This window comes from Vibrio sp. SCSIO 43009 (assembly GCF_023716525.1).
Taxonomy (GTDB): Bacteria; Pseudomonadota; Gammaproteobacteria; order Enterobacterales; family Vibrionaceae; genus Vibrio; species Vibrio alginolyticus.
In genome coordinates, this window is sequence record NZ_CP071842.1 from 892313 (window position 1) to 908809 (window position 16497).

17 protein-coding genes are annotated in these 16497 nt (G+C 46.6%); all 17 read left to right on the top strand.

Annotated elements, in window-relative coordinates; all coding sequences use genetic code 11:
* The first annotated feature begins 40 nt into the window (after positions 1-40).
* The 17 genes from fliN to J4N43_RS04300 all read left to right on the top strand — a co-directional run bounded on the left by fliN (position 41) and on the right by J4N43_RS04300 (position 16487).
* Entirely contained in the window at positions 41-451 is a 411-nt protein-coding gene (fliN, locus tag J4N43_RS04220; protein WP_005380479.1) for a flagellar motor switch protein FliN, read from the top strand.
* A gap of 1 nt (position 452) precedes the next feature.
* Positions 453-866, top strand: a complete 414-nt coding sequence (gene fliO / locus J4N43_RS04225) for a flagellar biosynthetic protein FliO (RefSeq protein WP_005380480.1) — start codon at positions 453-455, stop codon at positions 864-866.
* Positions 853-1722 (top strand): flagellar type III secretion system pore protein FliP, encoded by an 870-nt coding sequence (gene fliP, locus J4N43_RS04230; protein ID WP_158159740.1) that lies wholly within the window; start codon positions 853-855, stop codon positions 1720-1722. The genes fliO and fliP overlap by 14 nt, the downstream gene beginning before the upstream one ends.
* Positions 1723-1746: 24 nt before the next feature.
* Positions 1747-2016: a flagellar biosynthesis protein FliQ gene (fliQ, locus tag J4N43_RS04235; protein WP_005380488.1), complete on the top strand. Its 270-nt coding sequence runs from the start codon at positions 1747-1749 to the stop codon at positions 2014-2016.
* Positions 2017-2024: 8 nt separating this feature from the next.
* Complete coding sequence (fliR, locus tag J4N43_RS04240) at positions 2025-2807, top strand: flagellar biosynthetic protein FliR (protein ID WP_005384463.1); 783 nt, start codon at positions 2025-2027, stop codon at positions 2805-2807.
* Positions 2808-2810: 3 nt separating this feature from the next.
* Positions 2811-3941 carry a flagellar biosynthesis protein FlhB gene (flhB, locus tag J4N43_RS04245; RefSeq protein ID WP_005380490.1) on the top strand — a complete coding sequence of 377 codons (1131 nt, stop codon included), beginning with the start codon at positions 2811-2813 and terminating at the stop codon, positions 3939-3941.
* Between the two features lie 210 nt (positions 3942-4151).
* Positions 4152-6251 (top strand): flagellar biosynthesis protein FlhA, encoded by a 2100-nt coding sequence (gene flhA / locus J4N43_RS04250; RefSeq protein WP_025998722.1) that lies wholly within the window; start codon positions 4152-4154, stop codon positions 6249-6251.
* 28 nt (positions 6252-6279) lie between these two features.
* On the top strand, positions 6280-7797 hold the full coding sequence (gene flhF, locus J4N43_RS04255; RefSeq protein ID WP_025767171.1) for a flagellar biosynthesis GTPase FlhF: 1518 nt from the start codon (positions 6280-6282) through the stop codon (positions 7795-7797).
* 14 nt (positions 7798-7811) lie between these two features.
* Positions 7812-8699: a MinD/ParA family protein gene (locus J4N43_RS04260; protein WP_005380498.1), complete on the top strand. Its 888-nt coding sequence runs from the start codon at positions 7812-7814 to the stop codon at positions 8697-8699.
* On the top strand, positions 8692-9426 hold the full coding sequence (locus J4N43_RS04265) for an RNA polymerase sigma factor FliA (RefSeq protein ID WP_005380499.1): 735 nt from the start codon (positions 8692-8694) through the stop codon (positions 9424-9426). The genes J4N43_RS04260 and J4N43_RS04265 overlap by 8 nt, the downstream gene beginning before the upstream one ends.
* Positions 9427-9471: 45 nt before the next feature.
* Positions 9472-9840 carry a chemotaxis response regulator CheY gene (gene cheY / locus J4N43_RS04270; RefSeq protein ID WP_017635949.1) on the top strand — a complete coding sequence of 123 codons (369 nt, stop codon included), beginning with the start codon at positions 9472-9474 and terminating at the stop codon, positions 9838-9840.
* Between the two features lie 118 nt (positions 9841-9958).
* On the top strand, positions 9959-10699 hold the full coding sequence (locus J4N43_RS04275) for a protein phosphatase CheZ (RefSeq protein WP_005380502.1): 741 nt from the start codon (positions 9959-9961) through the stop codon (positions 10697-10699).
* A 9-nt stretch (positions 10700-10708) separates the two neighbouring features.
* Entirely contained in the window at positions 10709-12949 is a 2241-nt protein-coding gene (locus J4N43_RS04280; RefSeq protein ID WP_053349546.1) for a chemotaxis protein CheA, read from the top strand.
* Positions 12950-12978: 29 nt separating this feature from the next.
* A complete protein-coding gene (locus tag J4N43_RS04285) occupies positions 12979-14091 on the top strand; it encodes a protein-glutamate methylesterase/protein-glutamine glutaminase (RefSeq protein ID WP_005380504.1) in 1113 nt (370 codons plus the stop codon).
* 8 nt (positions 14092-14099) lie between these two features.
* On the top strand, positions 14100-14879 hold the full coding sequence (locus tag J4N43_RS04290) for a ParA family protein (protein ID WP_005380505.1): 780 nt from the start codon (positions 14100-14102) through the stop codon (positions 14877-14879).
* A complete protein-coding gene (locus J4N43_RS04295; RefSeq protein ID WP_005384457.1) occupies positions 14869-15957 on the top strand; it encodes a chemotaxis protein CheW in 1089 nt (362 codons plus the stop codon). The genes J4N43_RS04290 and J4N43_RS04295 overlap by 11 nt, the downstream gene beginning before the upstream one ends.
* Before the next feature lie 35 nt (positions 15958-15992).
* The gene (locus J4N43_RS04300; RefSeq protein ID WP_005380507.1) at positions 15993-16487 is read left to right on the top strand and encodes a chemotaxis protein CheW; all 495 of its coding nucleotides are present in this window, start codon (positions 15993-15995) and stop codon (positions 16485-16487) included.
* Positions 16488-16497 lie beyond the last annotated feature (10 nt).

Sequence of the window (16497 nt, forward strand, 5' to 3'; positions counted from 1 at the left end):
CATGCTATGGCATGAGTTAGGCGTAACACAGGATAGAAAAATGGAACCAAGTGACGATCAAAAGCTAGCAGACGAATGGGCAGCCGCTCTTGGCGAAGACCCGTCTGCCCCTTCTGTAGACGTAGATGAAGTATTGGCTGCGCCACTGGAAGAGCTAAAAGACACTTCAAGCCCAATTAGCGAAGATGAGCGTCGTAAACTCGACACTATTATGGATATCCCGGTGACGATTTCGATGGAAGTCGGTCGTTCTCAAATTAGCATTCGGAACCTGTTGCAGCTTAACCAAGGTTCGGTTGTTGAGTTGGATCGTCTAGCCGGTGAGTCGCTCGACGTATTGGTTAACGGTACTTTGATTGCTCACGGCGAAGTCGTGGTCGTCAACGATAAGTTTGGTATCCGTTTGACGGATGTGATCAGCCAAACTGAACGAATTAAGAAGCTGCGTTAAGATGAGTCGTTCAATCAAAATGCGATTGAAGCAAATCACTGGAGCACTGAGCTTAATGCTAAGTGCTCCTTATGCATTTGCTGCCGCACCAAATAATCTGGATCTTGCGACGACACTTGGCTCGCTTGTGCTTGTAATCGGCGTGATTCTTTTGCTGGCTTGGTTGTTGAAACGTATGCAAGTGCCAGCGATGGGACAACAAAAGGGCTTGCGTATAGTGAGTCAGTTGCCAGTGGGTACAAAAGAAAGAATCGCAGTAGTTCAAGTGGGTGAAGAACAGTTTTTGGTTGGGATTACTAGCCAATCGATCCAAACTTTAGCCAAGTTAGATAAGCCACTGAAAGAGGAAGAGTTGGCGACCAATGCTTTTGCGACTCAATTTAGCCAGCTGATCAAAAAACATGACAAAGGGTAATCCAATTCGTTTGCTCCTGAGTACGTTGTTACTTTTTGTCGGCGTGCTGTTTTCTTCATTTACCTTTGCTGAAGCAGAGGGGTCAGCGCTGCCAGATAACTTAGCCGATGGAAGTGGTGTTACAGTTAAGGCTATGCAAAGTGATACTGGTGCTAGCCGTGTTATGTCCGTTTCTAGTGGCGGTGGTATTCCAGCATTCACCATGACCACGAACCCTGATGGCAGTGAAGACTACTCGGTTACACTACAAATTTTAGCGTTAATGACCATGCTTGGCTTCTTGCCTGCCATGGTGATTCTGATGACCTCGTTCACTCGAATTGTGGTGGTAATGTCGATATTGCGTCAGGCAATGGGTTTGCAACAAACGCCTTCTAATCAGGTTATTATTGGTATTGCGCTGTTTTTGACCTTTTTTGTTATGTCTCCTGTCCTGAACGAAATCAACGACAAAGCTGTTCAGCCTTATTTGAACGAGCAAGTCACGGCGCGAGAAGCGTTTGATGCTGCACAAGCGCCAATGAAAGCATTCATGCTTAAACAGACGCGAATCAAAGATTTGGAGACGTTTGTAACCATGTCAGGAGAGCAAGTCGAGGATCCAGAAGATGTGTCGATGGCGGTATTGATTCCGGCTTTTATCACCTCAGAGCTAAAAACTGCATTCCAAATTGGCTTTATGCTCTTCTTGCCGTTTTTGATCATTGACCTTGTAGTCGCTTCGGTACTGATGGCAATGGGTATGATGATGTTGTCACCAATGATTGTTTCGTTGCCGTTCAAGTTGATGTTGTTCGTATTGGTCGATGGTTGGAACTTGATACTCTCGACACTTGCGGGCAGCTTTGCCCTTTAGATAAGCGCAGATAGAGGATAAGACATGACACCAGAAATGTTTGTCGAGCTTTTCCGTGAAGCACTTTGGATGGTGCTTATCATGGTCTGCGCTATTATCATCCCAAGCTTGCTTATCGGCCTTGTAGTCGCGATTTTTCAAGCTGCGACTTCCATCAACGAACAAACATTGAGCTTCTTACCGCGTTTGATTGTCACGCTTTTGGCCCTGATGCTGTTTGGGCATTGGATGACGCAAATGTTGATGGAATATTTCTATGGCTTGATTGAACGCTTACCTCAGGTGCTTTATTAGAGGCGCCTATGGAGTACCCCACTAGCGTTGTCTTAGATTGGATCGCAAACTACTTCTGGCCCTATGTTCGTATCTCATCCATGTTGATGGTGATGACAGTAACCGGGGCCCGATTTGTTTCGCCAAGAATCCGCCTTTACCTCGGTTTAGCCATCACTTTCGCTGTCATGCCAGCTATCCCCGCCGTACCTCAAGACATTGAGCTACTCTCGTTTCGTGGCTTCATGACCATTGCCGAGCAAATGATCATCGGCATAGCGATGGGTATGGTTACTCAATTTATGATTCAAACCTTTGTCCTACTTGGTCAAATATTGGGTATGCAATCAAGTTTGGGCTTTGCTTCTATGGTTGATCCCGCAAATGGTCAGAACACGCCATTGCTTGGCCAGTTATTCATGTTCTTAACGACAATGTTTTTCCTTGCCACCGATGGACACTTAAAAATGCTGCAATTGGTGGTGTTCAGTTTTAAAACTTTGCCGATTGGCTCCGGCTCGCTCAACGCGGTTGATTTCCGTGAAATGGCAGGCTGGCTTGGTATTATGTTCCAAACGGCATTGAGTATGTCTCTATCCGGCATTATTGCACTACTGACCATTAACTTGTCGTTTGGTGTAATGACCCGTGCCGCACCACAGCTGAATATCTTCTCGCTTGGTTTTGCTTTTGCTTTGATGGTGGGTCTATTACTTTGTTGGTACATACTGGCTGGTCTATACAGTCATTATGAAATGTTCTGGACAGTGGGTGAGGCGCAGATTTGTCGGCTTATTCGCTTGGAGTGCTAAGATTTGGCAGAATCAGACGGTCAGGAACGCACCGAAGAAGCCACGCCCCGACGGTTACAACAAGCCAGAGAAAAGGGGCAGGTCGCTCGATCTAAAGAGCTTGCATCAGCATCTGTGCTGATCGTTGGCGCCATTTCATTGATGTGGTTTGGCGAGGCGTTAGCACGTTCATTGTTTTCCATCATGAGCCGTTTATTTGATCTTCAACGAGAAGAGATTTTCGATACTGCAAAACTGTTTGATATCGCTTTGGGCGCGATGAGTGATTTGTTGTTCCCACTATTTTTGGTGTTAGCGACATTGTTTACCGCCGCCATGATTGGAGCAGCAGGTGTGGGAGGAATCAGTTTTTCTGCCCAAGCAGCCATGCCCAAGCTGTCGAAAATGAATCCGCTTAGCGGCTTAAAGCGAATGGTTGGCATGCAAAGCTGGGTAGAGTTGATCAAATCAATCCTTAAAGTGGTTCTGGTCACCGGTGTCGCCATCTATTTGATCCAAGCATCGCAGGCCGATCTGATTCAATTGAGCATGGATGTGTATCCGCAAAACATCTTCCATGCTTTAGATATTTTGCTGAACTTTATTTTGCTGATCAGTTGCTCGCTATTGATTGTGGTTGCCATCGATATTCCATTTCAAATTTGGCAGCACGCCGATCAGTTAAAAATGACCAAGCAAGAAGTCAAAGACGAATACAAAGAGACTGAAGGTAAGCCGGAAGTGAAAGGCCGTATTCGTATGTTGCAAAGGGAAGCGGCTCAACGTCGAATGATGGCGGATGTTCCTCAAGCTGATGTTATTGTTACTAACCCTGAGCACTTCTCGGTAGCGCTTCGTTATAAGCAGAAGACAGACCGTGCGCCAGTCGTGATCGCTAAAGGTACTGACCACATGGCGATGAAGATTCGAGAAGTCGCCCGCGAACATGACATTACGATTGTGCCCGCACCACCTTTGGCTCGTGCGTTGTACCACACGACAGAGCTCGAGCAAGAGATCCCCGATGGGTTATTTACTGCCGTCGCTCAGGTTTTGGCATTTGTATTCCAATTAAAGCAATACCGAAAACGAGGTGGACAGCGCCCGAAAATTCAAGATTATGATTTGCCAATCCCACCCGAACACCGCCATTGATACGAAAAGCGGTAAAGCCTTAAAAAAGCTTGTTTGATCAAAAGCTAAGCTCTATTTGAGTGTTTAGTCATTATTTTGGCGCTAATTCTGGTACATAGATTGCTTAAAACGCTTTAATTATCAACCCTACCTAAACTTTTAGGCTAAAGCGGTCGCGTATTAATAGTAAGAGCTTACGTGACGCTTCAATCGATTGAGATCTCTCGCAGTATGAAGTTAAGCCTGCCGTTTGCAGATAAATTGCCACGAATCCCTCAACGTGAAATGCCAGCTATTGGTGCTCCGGTGATGGTTTTGGCCACCCTAGCGATGGTGGTACTGCCGATTCCAGCATTTTTGCTGGATATGTTCTTCACCTTTAACATCGCGCTGTCGATGGTGGTGTTGTTAGTGACCGTTTACACACGTCGCCCTTTGGACTTCGCTGCTTTTCCAACGGTATTGCTGATCGCCACGTTGCTCCGCTTGGCTTTGAACGTTGCCTCGACTCGTGTCGTCTTACTGCATGGTCATGAAGGCGGTAATGCGGCAGGTAACGTAATTGAGGCGTTCGGTAACGTCGTTATTGGTGGTAACTACGCGGTCGGCCTAGTGGTTTTCCTCATCTTAATGATCATCAACTTTATGGTGGTGACCAAAGGTGCGGGTCGTATCTCTGAGGTAAGTGCTCGCTTTACGCTTGATGCGTTGCCGGGTAAGCAAATGGCGATTGATGCCGACTTGAATGCCGGATTGATAGACCAAGAGCAGGCAAGAGTTCGTCGTTTTGAAGTGACCAAAGAAGCGGATTTCTATGGCTCGATGGATGGTGCCTCGAAGTTCGTAAAAGGTGACGCGATTGCCGGTATTTTGATTCTGTTTATCAACATCGTCGGCGGTCTGTCGATCGGTATGGCGCAGTATGGATTGGGTTTCGGTGAAGCGATTGAAATCTATACCTTACTGACAATCGGTGATGGTTTGGTCGCACAAATCCCATCGCTATTGCTGTCGATTGCAGCGGCAATGATGGTGACGCGCCAAAACACCGATGAAGACATGGGGGAACAACTGGTCTTCCAGATGTTCGACAACCCAAAAGCGCTGATGATTACTGCGGCTATTCTTGGTGTGATGGGCATCGTACCGGGCATGCCACACTTTGCGTTTTTGAGCCTGGCAGTCGCGGCCGGTGCAGCGGCATATTTCATCGACAAACGGCAGAAGCAGAAAGCGAAAGAGCCCGCTTTACCAGCAACAGCAGACGAAGGTACAGAACCTTCCTCACAGCGCGAACTGTCTTGGGATGACGTCCAGCCAGTCGATATTATTGGCTTGGAAGTCGGTTATCGCTTAATCCCTTTGGTGGACAGAGACCAAGGTGGGGAACTGTTAGAGCGCGTAAAAGGCGTGCGTAAAAAGTTATCGCAAGATTTTGGGTTCCTAATTCCAGCGGTTCATATTCGTGACAATCTTGAGCTGACCCCAAACAGTTACCGAATTACATTGATGGGGGTTGCGGTGGGCGAAGCAGAGATTCGTCCGGATCAAGAGCTAGCGATTAACCCAGGTCAGGTGTATGGCATGATTGATGGTGAGCCAACCATTGACCCTGCTTTTGGACTGGAAGCCGTATGGATCCGAGAAGATCAGCGAGAGCACGCGCAGGCTCTGGGTTATACGGTTGTTGATTCATCAACGGTATTAGCGACGCACCTAAGCCAGCTATTGACCAACAACGCATCACAGCTAATTGGCCATGAAGAAGTAGAGAATTTATTAGAAATGTTGGGACGCAGCGCGCCTAAGTTGGTCGAGAACTTTGTTCCTGACCAATTACCATTAGGTGTGGTGGTGAAAGTCCTACAAAACTTGTTAAACGAGGCCATTCCAATCCGCGATATTCGCACGATTGTTCAAACTTTGGCTGAGTACTCAAGTAAGAGTCAAGAAGCTGACATATTGACGGCAGCAGTTCGAATTAGTCTTAAACGCCTAATTGTTCAAGAAATCAATGGTATAGAGCCTGAACTACCAGTGATTACTTTGATACCCGAACTGGAACAAATATTGCATCAAACTATGCAAGCATCAGGAGGCGAATCCGCGGGGATTGAACCGGGACTCGCTGAGCGATTGCAGTCTTCACTAAGCCAAGCGACACAGGAACAAGAACTGAAAGGCGAACCTGCCGTTCTGCTTACTTCCGGTGTATTACGCTCGACGTTGGCTAAATTTGTGAAGAACACAATACCTAATCTCCGGGTACTGTCTTACCAAGAAATCCCGGATGAAAAACAGATCAGAATTGTGCAAGCCGTGGGTAACTGATCTCACGCATCATTAATGGATTCATAGTTTGAAAATAAAGCGATTTTTTGCCAAAGACATGAGAACGGCGCTGCTCCAAGTGAAAGAGGAGTTAGGCGCGGAAGCGGTGATCATGTCAAACAAGAAAGTGGCTGGTGGAGTAGCGATTGTTGCGGCGATAGATAGTGAATCTAATCCGTCTCAAGCAAGCGCAGCGTCACAGCAAAATCGCGGTGCTTCTCAAACGAATCGCTATAACGAACATCGTCAAATGTCATCGTCTTCTGCTGATCGTTACCAAGATCGTCATTTAGATGAAGATAAAATTAGCCTGAACAGTAATAACAGTAACAATGAAAAAACAGGCTCAATGACGCAGCGATTCGCTAATATGCTTAAGCAATATAGCGGTGGTGCAGCAGATGCTGACGACCACGTAGCGGAAAATGAAGATTCGCTCTCTGCTTTGCTGCAACGCCAAAATAAGCATCGCGACGGCTACAACCAAGAAAAGCCAGCGCCATATCAACCAGATTCACCTTTGGCGAAGCTAATCGCACAGGACAATCGATTTGAACGTCCGACGCCCAAGCTGGACCCGACGCGCTATGACCGACGTCGCCCAAGTGATGAGCGTGACGAATCGGCCGATGAGCTAGAAAGCATGCGCGAAGAGATGACGTCAATTCGTCGTCTGTTGGAGCACCAAGTTTCTGGCCTGATGTGGCAAGAAGTAGAACGCCGTGAGCCGCTAAGAGCGATGCTGATTAAGCGCTTAGAGCGAATGGGCGTTTCTCCGGAGTTAGCAGACCAGATGGCCTGTTATATCCCGGAAGATACAAAGCCAGCGCGAGCGTGGAAAGCGTTATTGTCGCTGGTGGCGGATCAAATCAATATTCCTAAACAGGACATTTTAAAACGTGGTGGCGTAGTCGCATTGTTGGGTCCGACGGGGGTTGGGAAAACAACAACCGTAGCGAAACTCGCAGCACGCGCAGCCATGGAATACGGTGCCGACAATGTGGCCCTTGTGACAACAGATACATATCGCATAGGTGCACATGAGCAACTCTCAATTTACGGAAGAATTATGGGTTGTCCCGTAAGAGTTGCTAAAGATTCTAACGAGTTAGCCGATGTTATATATCAGCTAAGAAACAGAAGACTGATTTTGGTCGATACGGCAGGGATGGGGCAACGAGATGTGAGGCTTTCCGAGCAGCTCGACACTCTAATGCAAGAGAGCGGAGAAGTGATTCACAGCTACCTTGTTTTGCCGGCTACCGCACAACGTCGTGTTCTACAAGAAACGCTGGATCACTTCCGACGTATACCACTTTCGGGTTGTATTATGACGAAGCTTGATGAGTCATTAAGCCTAGGCGAATTCATCAGTGTAGTGATTCAAAACGCAATGCCAGTAGCTTACATCGCTAATGGTCAGCGCGTACCAGAAGACATTGTGATAGCGCAACCAAAATATATGCTTGCGAAAGCAAATGAACTGTTAGAGAAGTCGACAGAGAACGAACCTCACTTTTGGAACAGTGACAGTGAAGGACTCTAAGGCGGCGGACTACTATGACTGAGAATATGATACACGATCAAGCAAGCGGCCTCCGTCGCTTAACACAACCATCGTTGACCAAAGTGATTGCTGTTACTGGCGGCAAAGGTGGTGTGGGGAAATCAAACGTAACACTGGGTCTGGCGATTTGTATGGCTCGCCAAGGCAAGAAGGTGATGGTTCTCGACGCTGATTTAGGTCTGGCCAATGTGGACGTGATGCTCGGAATTCGTGCAAAACGTAATCTAGGACATGTCTTAGCGGGTGAATGTGAGCTAAAAGATGCGATTGTCGAAGGGCCTTATGGTATAAAGATAATTCCTGCAACTTCTGGCACACAGAGCATGACAGAGCTTTCTCACGCTCAGCATGCCGGACTCATCCGAGCATTTGGTAGTCTTGAAGACGAAATGGATGTCCTGCTGATTGATACCGCTGCTGGTATCTCTGACATGGTAATCAGTTTTTCGCGAGCAGCTCAAGATGTGGTTGTAGTTGTGTGTGATGAACCGACGTCAATCACAGATGCCTATGCATTAATCAAGCTGTTGAGTAAAGAACACCAAGTTCAACGCTTTAAAGTTGTAGCAAATATGGTCAGAAGCTACCGTGAAGGGCGAGAATTGTTTGCAAAGTTGACACTAGTCACAGAGCGATTCTTGAATGTTAGCCTTGAACTCGTAGCATGTATTCCATTAGATGATAAAGTACGACAGGCTGTAAAAAGACAAAAAATTGTCGTTGATGCGTTCCCACGCTCGCCTGCCGCTTTAGCTATCAGCTCACTAGCAAACAAAGCGTTGACGTGGCCACTACCGAAAACACCAAGTGGACACTTGGAATTTTTTGTGGAAAGGTTGCTAAATCGTACCGAATTCGCAGAGGACCCTTTTGGTGAATAAAGCGATAACCTATGACCAACATGGCAAATTTAATAGCCAGCAGGCGTTCATTGAACGTTATTCAGTGTTGGTTAAGCGCATTGCTCACCACCTACTAGGCCGTTTACCGCCGAGTGTTCAGGTAGAGGATTTAATTCAGGCCGGCATGATCGGTCTTATCGAAGCTCAGCAGAATTATGATGGTTCTAAAGGTGCGAGCTTTGAAACTTATGCAGGTATCCGTATTCGTGGCGCAATGTTAGATGACATGCGTAAAGGCGATTGGGTACCGCGTTCTGTTCATAAAAATAATCGAGAGATTAACCAAGCGATTGCGGAGCTGGAAGGCGAATTAAATCGAGATCCTACTGATTCTGAAGTAGCCACGCATCTCGGTATGACACTGGATCAATATCATAGTGCTCTTACCGATATCAACTGCTCAAAATTAGTCGGTATTGAAGATTTAGGCGTTTCTGATGATGTGATTTCACCGGCGGATGAAACCGATGACAGCAACCCATTCAAAGGGGTAGTTGATGAATCATTTCGAAAAGCACTGGTTGAATCAATAAAACAGCTTCCAGAGCGTGAAGCTTTGGTTCTTTCGCTTTATTATGATGAAGAACTCAATTTGAAAGAAATTGGCGATGTGTTAGGCGTAAGCGAATCTCGCGTAAGTCAAATACTGAGTCAAGCGATGCAACGTTTACGTACCAAGCTCAGTGCGTGGACACAAAATGACTAAAAACACTGATTTTACGATTCAGTGGAGGCAATTTTGAATAAAAACATGAAGATCCTTATTGTTGATGATTTCTCAACAATGCGCCGTATTGTTAAAAACCTGCTTCGTGACTTGGGTTTCAATAACACTCAAGAAGCGGACGATGGTTTAACCGCATTACCAATGCTGAAAAAAGGTGACTTCGATTTTGTTGTAACTGACTGGAACATGCCAGGTATGCAAGGCATCGATTTGCTTAAACACATCCGCGCGGATGCAGAACTTAAGCATCTGCCAGTTCTAATGATCACGGCTGAAGCGAAGCGTGAGCAGATCATTGAAGCTGCTCAAGCAGGTGTAAACGGCTACATTGTTAAGCCATTTACTGCTGCAACATTAAAAGAAAAATTAGATAAAATTTTCGAGCGTTTATAACTCTCTCTTTCTCTTTGTTATTCGAGTCATTCATACCAATTATTAAATACCTATTAAATGACTCGTTTAGCGTTTTCAAAGTGATAAGAAGAACTAAACGTAAAAGGGTCTATTCAGAATGATCTCACTAGAGCAGGCGAAGTCACTCGTTCAAATGCTAGAAAACGGGGAACAAGACCAAGCCAATATGCTTGTTGCCTCGATCTACGAAGGTGCCGATAACCCAATGCTGCAAGAAATTGGAGCGTTAACTCGAGACCTTCACGAATCACTCAAGCAGTTCAGTCTCGATCAGCGCATGACCGAAATTGCGAAAGACGAAATCCCTAACGCTAGGGATCGTCTCAATTATGTGATCGAGAAGACAGAGCTTGCAGCCAACAAAACAATGGATGCGGTCGACTGCTGCCTTCCTATCGCTGACAACCTGCATGATTGCCTTCTAAAAGTTCGTCCTCAATGGAATGAACTCATGCACGGGCGCATAGAATTAAGCGAATTTAAAGCACTGTGCCACCGAATCGACGGGCTATTAGTGCAAGTCGAAGGTGACAGCACTGAATTGCGCGGCCAATTGACCGAAATTCTCATGGCGCAAGACTTCCAAGACCTAACTGGCCAAATCATTCGCCGCGTAATTACGTTGGTTAATGAAGTTGAAGGCCGCTTAGTGGAAATCCTAACCGTATTCTCTGGAAATAAACTTGAAGAACATATTCAAGTTTTGTCAGAACCGGCAGATAAAAAGAATACACAAACAAGCGAAGCCGAAGGCCCGATTCTTCATCCAGAACTGAGAGAAGATGCGGTTTCATCGCAGGACGAAGTCGATGACTTGTTGTCCAGTCTTGGATTTTAAAGGTAACGTATGAGCTACGATTTAGACGAAGATATTCTTCAGGACTTTCTCATTGAGGCTGGGGAAATTCTCGAGCTGCTTTCTGAGCAGTTGGTTGAATTGGAAAATAACCCAGAAGACAAAGACTTACTTAATGCTATTTTCCGCGGGTTTCATACCGTAAAAGGCGGTGCCGGCTTCCTTTCATTGGCAGAGCTAGTCGATACTTGTCATGGTGCGGAGAACGTGTTCGACGTTTTACGAAACGGTCAACGCACGGTAACGCAAAACTTAATGGATACGATGCTAAAAGCCTTGGATACGGTTAATACCCAGTTCCAGGCTGTTCAAGATCGTGAGCCGTTAGAAGCTGCGGACCCTGAGCTTCTTGAAGAACTTCATCGTCTATGCAAACCTGAGTCAGAAGATGAAGTAGCGGCAACCGTAGTTGAAGAACCAGTGGCTACTCCAGAGCCTATTATTCCCGAGCCTATCATCGAAGAACCTGCTGCGCCGTCAGCACCATCAAGTGTCGGCTCTGTTGATGAAATTACCCAAGACGAATTCGAAAAGCTACTGGATGAGCTTCATGGTAAAGGTTCAGCGCCAGGCACCTCAATGTCTGCGACACCTACAACGCCATCTGAACCGCCTCAATCGAGTGCGCCATCAGTTGAAAGTGGTGATATCACTGATGATGAGTTTGAACGTTTACTCGATGAACTGCACGGTGTAGGAAAAAGTCCTTCTACGGCAGAGGCTGCTGCATCTGCATCCGTACCAGTAGAGCCACCTAAAGCGGCAGAGCCTTCCGCTCCACTGGCATCTTCATCAAATCAAGACAGTGACTTAATGACGGACGAAGAGTTCGAAAAGTTACTCGATGAGCTACATGGTTCAGGTAAAGGTCCAACGCTAGAAGAATTGGACATGGCAACGAAGCCAGCGTCAGCAAACGTAGAGCAAAGCCCTGCGAAACCTGAGCCTGTTGCTAAGCCAGCACCCGTTCAAACAGCGCCAGCACCAAAGCCAGAATCTAAACCAGTCGCGGTAAAAGAAGAAGCCAAAGCACCAGCGGTTAAAAAACCTCAGGCTGAAGCAACCGTTCGTGTTGATACCTCGACACTTGATACCATCATGAACATGGTGGGTGAGCTCGTATTGGTTCGAAACCGCCTATTAAGCCTTGGTTTGAATAGCGACAACGAAGAGATGTCCAAAGCGGTCGCTAACCTTGACGTGGTAACTGCGGATCTACAAGGCGCGGTAATGAAAACGCGTATGCAGCCAATTAAGAAAGTGTTTGGCCGCTTCCCACGCGTTGTTCGTGACTTGGCTCGTAACCTAAATAAAGACATCGTGCTAGAAATGCGCGGTGAAGAAACCGATCTCGATAAGAACCTTGTAGAAGCATTGGCCGATCCGTTGATTCACTTGGTGCGTAACTCGGTTGATCACGGTATTGAAATGCCAGACGCACGCGCGAAGGCCGGCAAATCACGCACAGGTAAAGTGATTTTGTCAGCATCGCAAGAAGGGGACCATATTGAACTATCCATCGTAGATGATGGTGGCGGTATGGACCCGAACAAACTGCGTGGCATCGCGGTGAAGCGTGGCATGATGGATGAAGATGCGGCGGCACGTTTAACAGATAAAGAGTGCTTCAACCTTATCTTCGCACCTGGTTTCTCAAGTAAAGATAAAATTTCTGACATCTCTGGTCGTGGTGTGGGTATGGACGTGGTTAAGACGGCGATCAATACCTTAAACGGTTCAATCGATATCGATTCTGAGCTAGGCAAGGGCACTAAGATTACGATCAAAGTACCACTAACGTTAGCGATTTTACCGACTCTGATGGTTGGTGTTGGCGGTCATCCTTTTGCTCTACCATTGGCTTCGGTGAGTGAAATTTTCCACTTGGATCTTAGTCGTACAAACGTGGTAGATGGTCAGCTGACGATTATTGTGCGTGAGAAATCTATCCCACTATTTTACTTACAAAACTGGTTGGCATCCAAATCGCAAAACGTCCAAGAGCGTACTGGTCACGGTCACGTGGTGATTGTACAGATTGGTAACCAGCGCGTTGGTTTTGTTGTGGATACGCTTATTGGTCAAGAAGAAGTGGTTATTAAGCCACTCGATAATCTATTACAGGGCACTCCAGGTATGGCTGGTGCGACAATTACTAGCGATGGCCATATTGCATTAATTCTAGATGTGCCTGATTTACTTAAGCGATATGCTGCGGCTTCACGCCTTTAAGCAAAGCTGACGTTATTAAAAGGAATAAGATGGCGATTAAAGTACTAGTCGTTGATGATTCGAGTTTTTTCCGACGTCGCGTGAGCGAAATCATCAACTCAGAATCGCGCCTAGAAGTGATTGACGTTGCGGTAAATGGTAGAGAGGCGGTTGAGAAAGCCAAATCTCTCAAACCTGACGTCATCACGATGGATATTGAAATGCCAGTGATGGATGGCATTACAGCTGTACGTGAAATAATGGCCGCTGCTCCAACGCCAATTCTAATGTTTTCGTCCCTGACCCACGACGGGGCGAAAGCTACGCTTGATGCGCTAGATGCGGGCGCATTGGACTTCTTACCGAAAAAGTTTGAGGACATTGCGCGTAACCGTGAAGAAGCGGTGTCATTACTTCAACAGCGTGTGATTCAGATTGCCTCGAAGCGCGCTTTCATGCGTCGACCTATCGCTCGCCCAACAGCGAGTACCAGCACGACTACTCGATCATTAGGTTCAAGAACGGCTTCACCTGTGACTCCAACACCAACTCGACCTGCTGCGACAAAGTACCGTGCTTCTGGTAAGAAGTATCAACTGACGGCAATTGGCACATCAACAGGTGGCCCCGTTGCTCTACAAAAAATTCTGACGCGTTTGCCGATGAACTATCCGCATCCGATTGTATTGATTCAACACATGCCAGCAACGTTTACTGCTGCGTTTGCCAGTCGTTTGAACACCTTGTGCAAGATTCAAGTGAAAGAAGCACAAGATGGCGATGTGTTACAGCCCGGTGTGGCATACCTTGCACCAGGTGGGAAGCAAATGATGGTGGATGGACGAGCGGGCGCTGCTCGTCTTCGCATTATTGATGGCGGCGACCGCATGAACTACAAACCATGTGTGGATGTGACTTTTGGTTCTGCCGCAAAAGTATATGGCGACAAAGTGCTCTCTTTAGTGTTGACAGGCATGGGTGCAGACGGTCGTGAGGGCGCTCGCATGTTGAAGTCTTCAGGCTCAACTATTTGGGCACAAGATGAAGAAAGTTGTGTTGTTTATGGCATGCCCCAAGCGGTTGCTAAAGCAGGCATTTCTTCAGAAGATTTACCGCTTGACCGCATTGCTGAACGCATGTTGGTGGAAGTTGGCCTAGCTTAGGATTCATCATGATTGTTTGGAGTGTAGCAAACCAGAAAGGAGGCGTGGGTAAAACCACCTCAACAGTGACATTGGCGGGCTTATTGAGCCAGAAAGGCCATCGAGTATTGATGGTTGATACTGATCCTCACGCCTCACTGACTACTTATCTCGGTTATGATCCTGATGCAGTAACTTCGAGCCTATTTGATTTATTCCAGTTGAAGACGTTTTCTCGTGAGACGGTTAAACCGTTGATTTTAGAAACAGAGCTGGAAGGAATGGATATCATTCCCGCGCATATGTCCCTTGCCACGCTTGATCGCGTAATGGGTAATCGCAGTGGTATGGGATTAATATTAAAACGGGCGCTGCAAACTGTCTCACAAGACTATGACTATGTGTTGATTGATTGTCCGCCAATCCTTGGCGTGATGATGGTGAACGCGTTGGCAGCCAGTGACCGAATTTTGATTCCTGTTCAAACAGAGTTTTTGGCGATGAAAGGTCTAGAGCGCATGATGCGTACGCTAACCATTATGCAAAAATCTCGCCCGGGCGGTTTCAAAGTGACTATCGTCCCAACCATGTACGATAAGCGCACGAAAGCGTCATTGCAGACATTGATGCAACTGAAAAAAGATTACCCAAATCAAGTGTGGACCTCAGCGGTGCCTATTGATACTAAGTTCCGCGATGCCAGTTTAAAGCACTTGCCAGCTTCGCATTTTGCATCTGGTAGCCGTGGTGTGTTTGCCTATAAACAGCTACTGATTTACCTGGAGAGGTTGGCGTTCGATGAGCAGTAATGATGTGCTGTCCAGTGAACAAGCACTTGATGACTACTTTAATGCATTACTGGATGATGAAACTGAAATAACGACTCTTGAGGAAGACCTTGACCTGTTGGCTCAAGAGGTATCATCTGCAGAGCCAGAGCCAGAGCCAGAGCCAGAGCCAGAGCCAGAGCCAGAGCCAGAGCCAGAGCCAGAGCCAGAGCCAGAGCCAGAGCCAGAGCCAGAATTACAGCTACAATACTCGGAGCCAGAAACGTACCAGTTTCAAGAAACATATCCGCCAGAGTTGGAAGCTCCAAACCTGGAAGATGTTCAAAGGCTATTAAGTCAGCTTGAAGCAAGCAACCCAGTGGCTGAGTTGGATATTGATAGTATTCTTGAACAAAATACGATTGATATTGCAGCAGAGATAAAAGCGGCTGAGCCTGAGGTACAAACCTTTAGTGAGGTGCCTGAGCTTCAGGGTGTTGAGGAAATACAGGACTGGGTGATTGATGAGCCAGTTTTTGAGGAAGCGCAACCAGAGGTGGATGAACCTCACGCAGTGATCGAACAAAGTATCAATATAGAATCGAACGTCGATACTGAACTCGAAACACAAGCAGATTCCGATATACCAACGGTCTGGGAAAGCACGAAGCGAAGTGAGGACTTCCAAGTTCTTTACTTTGATGTGAATGGTGTCACGTTTGCTGTACCTCTTGATGAGTTAGGTGGTATTCATCGCATTAGCGAGCTTAACCATTTGATAGGAAAACCCGCCTGGTATTTGGGGCTACAAACAAATCGCGAGCAACAGTTTGATGTCGTCGATACCGCGAAATGGGTGATGGCAGATAAGCTTCGTGATGATAGCTATAAAGATAACTACCAATATGTCGTCATGCTTGGTGAGAGCATGTGGGGGTTGGCCAGTAACCAATTAATGGGGACTGAAACGCTTAATATCGACAAGGTTCGCTGGCGTGAGCAGGCGGGTAAACGCCCTTGGCTAGCGGGCATGGTAAAAGAAAAAATGTGTGCCTTAATTCATGTCCAGGCGCTCATTGACATGCTAAACGCCGGTTTAGATGTCAAATCACTGAATTAGATTTAAGTCGGGAACGACATTAACGAGGATTAACTATGTCTCAAGCTTTTGAAGTAGAAGTGAAGAAAGATGCATCGAATGACGAAGTTCTTCAGTGGGTGACGTTCCAGCTAGAAGAAGAAACGTACGGCATCAACGTAATGCAAGTTCGTGAAGTACTTCGTTATACTGAAATTGCCCCTGTTCCAGGTGCACCAGATTATGTACTTGGTATCATCAACCTACGCGGTAATGTAGTTACTGTTATCGATACACGTTCACGTTTTGGCCTGATGGAAGGCGAAGTCACCGACAACACTCGTATTATTGTGATCGAGTCAGAGCGTCAAGTGATTGGTATCTTAGTAGATAGCGTGGCAGAAGTCGTTTATCTGCGTTCTTCTGAAATTGATACGACGCCTTCAGTTGGTACCGACGAGAGTGCGAAGTTCATCCAGGGTGTGAGCAACCGTGACGGCAAGCTTCTTATCCTTGTGGATTTGAACAAGCTGCTAACAGATGACGAGTGGGACGAGATGGCTCACCTTTAATGGCTGAATG